Genomic DNA, 3727 nt, shown 5'->3' with positions numbered 1-3727 from the left:
TTTGATGACAGCGTGATCCTGCCACCTGGCGCGGTGATGACCGGTAACCATGAGATGTACAAAGTCTTTACGCCATTTAAAAATGCCTGGCTGAAACGGCTGCGGGAAGGGATGCCGGAGTGCGTCGCTGCACCAAAAGTACGTAGTAGCGGATCGATAGACCCCGCACCATCCATTTCGCTGAATTACCCTCGTCAGCCTTTCGACACAGCATATTTCCCGGTGGAAGAAAAAGTGGCGATTGCGCAATTACGCCAGTTTTGCCAGAACGGAGCAGTGCTGTACGAGCAACAGCGTGATTTCCCGGCAGTGGAAGGCACCAGCCGTTTGTCCGCTAGTCTGGCAACGGGAGGATTATCGCCTCGCCAGTGTTTACATCGCCTGCTGGCGGAACAACCGCAGGCGATGGAGGGCGGGGCAGGTAGCGTCTGGCTTAATGAGTTGATTTGGCGCGAGTTTTACCGTCACCTGATAACGTATTACCCCTCGCTGTGTAAACATCGTCCGTTTATTGCCTGGACTGACCGCGTACAGTGGCAAAGCAATCCCGCGCATTTAAAGGCCTGGCAGGAAGGCAAAACGGGATACCCGATTGTCGATGCCGCCATGCGTCAGCTTAACAGCACTGGCTGGATGCATAACCGTCTGCGGATGATCACAGCTAGCTTTCTGGTGAAAGATTTGTTGATCGACTGGCGCGAAGGGGAGCGGTATTTCATGTCGCAGCTGATTGATGGTGATTTGGCAGCCAATAACGGTGGCTGGCAGTGGGCGGCTTCCACCGGAACCGATGCTGCGCCGTATTTTCGTATTTTCAACCCGACAACCCAGGGCGAGAAATTTGACCGCGAAGGCGAGTTTATCCGCCAGTGGTTACCGGAGCTGCGCGATGTGCCGGGAAAATCGGTGCATGAGCCGTGGAAGTGGGCAGAGAAAGCGGGTGTGAAGCTGGATTATCCAGAGCCGATTGTCGATCACAAAGAAGCGAGAGTACGAACGCTGGCAGCGTATGAGGCGGCGAGGAAGGGGAAATAACAGACGCGTCGGGCAATTGTGCCCAGTTGCCGGATGCGGCGTGAACGCCGTATCCGGCCTGATAGTGCAAATTTAATGAGCCATCCAGGCGTGATAAGACGCGTCAGCGTCGCATCAGGCGCTTATTAAGACTCCAGCGCCAGCGCGCGGTTTCTGAATTTCAGCGTCTGGTACAGCCAAATCATCAGTACCAGTCCTACACACGCCAGTGCGCCCCAGGTGATTTGATCAAACACTTCAATATATGCATTGATGGAATAGTTGATCGCCCCGGAAGCATCAAACGAAGCTTGCGATGTCTGATCGGCAATGACGCCAGCCAGATAGTTCGCAATCGCGCCGGAAAGCAGCATATAAATTCCGGTTAATACGCCGGTCACGCCGGGGATTTCAATACGCGTAATTTGCGACATGGCTACCGGATCGATAAACAGTTCGGCAAAGCCCATCACTGCCAGCCCCAGAACCATCAGCGGCAGGGAAGAGTGTCCATACATCGCAGACCAGCGGGCGCTTAAGGTCAGAATGCAGAATCCGGCGCTCATCAGACCGAGGCCAAGAGCAAATTTTCCCCAAATGCGCACGGTACGATTTCCCGCGACGCTCTCTTTTACCACCCACGCAAGGAACACCCCACACAGCATGACCGCGAAGGCATTAATCGACTGGAACATCGCCGTAGGAACGGTATAACCGAAAATATCGCGGTTAACGAAACGGTCGATATAAAGGCTAATCGAACTGCCGCCCTGTTGTGCGAAGGCCCAGAACAACATACTGAAGAAGGTAAGGGTAACAATCAGCCCCAGTTCTTTACGCTGTTTCTGATTTTCTGCCTGGCGATAAATTTTTGCCAGCACCGCCAGTCCAATCACCGTGGCAACAATTAAGGCGTATACCGACCACTCTTTCCAGAACAATACAGTAATCAGCGCGGGCGTTGCGACCAGCAGAACCAGCAGCCATCCCCAGTTTGGCAGGAGAAAGTTTTTCGCACACAGCACCTCTTTATTAACGCCCCGGGTATGAGCGAAATGACGATTGCCGCATAAGAAAATGACCAGCCCGGCGATCATCCCGACCGCAGCCAGGCCAAAGCCCATTGCCCAGCTGTATTCTTCCTGGGCGTAACCACAGGCGATAGGGGCGATAATAGAACCCACGTTACCCGCCGCATACATCAGCGAGAAACCGCCATCACGACGCGGATCGGTTGGCTCATAGAGTTCGCCAAGCAGGCAACTGACGTTGGATTTAAACAGGCCATAGCCGCAGACGATAATCGCCAGCGACAAATAGAGGAATGTCGGATGGATCTCGCTGGCGCCCAGCACCAGATGCCCGATCGCCATCAACAACGCTCCCAGCATTACCGCCATACGGTTGCCGAGCACTTTATCGGCCAGGAAACCGCCAAGAATTGGCGTGACATATACCAGTGAACAGTAGGCACTGAATAACGCGTAAGCGTGGGTATCGTTGTACTTCAGTTGATTGGTGAGATAGAGAATCAGCAGGGCGCGCATTCCGTAGAAGCTAAAATATTCCCAGATTTGTAGCGCGACAACGTAGTAGATAGCGCGCGGCTGTGATGCGTGTTTATTCATAATAATTCCACAGTTGGATGCGACGCCACGTAATAAAAGCGCGGTGTGCGTGTGTTTCCTTAAAGTTAAAACCTTGATACAGATCTGATTGTTTATGCAATATGCTGTCTGTTTGCATAAATATACATGAACTGAGGTGTGGTGAAATAAACAATTTGCGCCTTTTGGCCGCCTGTTTGTTTCTTAATATGTCAAAAGATTGGCTATCGACGAACAGGCGAGGTAACGCTATGTTAACGGTGTAGCTATCAGAATACGGAAGGCGCGAAGATGAAAAACACCGAACTGGAACAACTGATTAACGAGAAACTGAACAGCGCGGCGATAAGTGATTACGCGCCGAATGGTTTGCAGGTGGAAGGCAAAGAGACGGTGCAAAAAATTGTTACCGGTGTCACCGCCAGCCAGGCGCTGCTCGATGAAGCGGTGCGTCTGGGCGCGGATGCGGTCATTGTGCATCATGGCTATTTCTGGAAAGGCGAATCGCCGGTAATTCGCGGCATGAAGCGTAACCGTTTAAAAACCTTGCTGGCGAATGATATCAACCTGTATGGCTGGCATCTGCCACTGGACGCACATCCGGAGCTGGGTAATAACGCACAACTGGCGGCGTTACTGGGGATCACGGTCATGGGCGAAATTGAGCCGTTGGTGCCGTGGGGCGAACTGACCATGCCTGTGCCGGGGCTGGAACTGGCTTCCTGGATTGAAGCGCGTCTGGGACGCAAGCCGTTGTGGTGTGGCGATACCGGACCTGATGTAGTGAAACGCGTCGCCTGGTGCACGGGCGGCGGGCAAAGTTTTATCGATAGCGCCGCGCGTTTTGGCGTGGATGCATTTATTACTGGCGAAGTTTCTGAACAGACCATTCATTCAGCCCGCGAGCAGGGATTGCATTTTTATGCCGCAGGTCACCATGCCACTGAACGCGGCGGTATTCGCGCGTTGAGCGAGTGGCTGAATGAAAATACCGATCTTGATGTGACCTTTATTGATATTCCTAATCCTGCATAACGAATAATCAGAGGGATCGAAAGTGCAACGAGCGCGTTGTTATCTGATAGGTGAAACGGCGGGGGGGGGGG

Annotated in this window: 3 protein-coding genes; 2 read left to right on the top strand and 1 reads right to left on the bottom strand. The window is 52.9% G+C overall.

Translation table 11 applies throughout. From position 1 onward, the window contains the following. On the top strand, window positions 1-1035 hold a 1035-nt coding region (gene phrB / locus EQY_RS0117130; protein WP_000385535.1), incomplete at its 5' end, for a deoxyribodipyrimidine photo-lyase. Between the two features lie 125 nt (window positions 1036-1160). Here the strand turns inward: phrB and dtpD are convergent. Continuing rightward, window positions 1161-2642, bottom strand: coding sequence for a dipeptide permease DtpD (gene dtpD / locus EQY_RS0117125; RefSeq protein WP_001032667.1), 1482 nt, complete (start codon window positions 2640-2642; stop codon window positions 1161-1163). A 270-nt stretch (window positions 2643-2912) separates the two neighbouring features. Between dtpD and ybgI the strand changes: the two genes are divergently transcribed. Continuing rightward, window positions 2913-3656, top strand: coding sequence for a radiation resistance protein YbgI (gene ybgI / locus EQY_RS0117120; RefSeq protein ID WP_000798867.1), 744 nt, complete (start codon window positions 2913-2915; stop codon window positions 3654-3656). The last annotated feature ends 71 nt before the right edge of the window (window positions 3657-3727 follow it).

Source organism: Escherichia sp. TW14182 (assembly GCF_000208525.1).
GTDB classification, from domain to species: Bacteria; Pseudomonadota; Gammaproteobacteria; order Enterobacterales; family Enterobacteriaceae; genus Escherichia; species Escherichia ruysiae.
The sequence above is the reverse complement of the archived record's forward strand: the minus strand, read 5'-3'. Positions and strand labels throughout refer to the sequence as shown.

Bases quoted from the DNA above. Each gene is read 5' to 3' on its own strand.
- dtpD (WP_001032667.1), bottom strand. From the start codon at position 2,642: ATGAATAAACACGCATCACAGCCGCGCGCTATCTACTACGTTGTCGCG.
- ybgI (WP_000798867.1), top strand. From the start codon at position 2,913: ATGAAAAACACCGAACTGGAACAACTGATTAACGAGAAACTGAACAGC.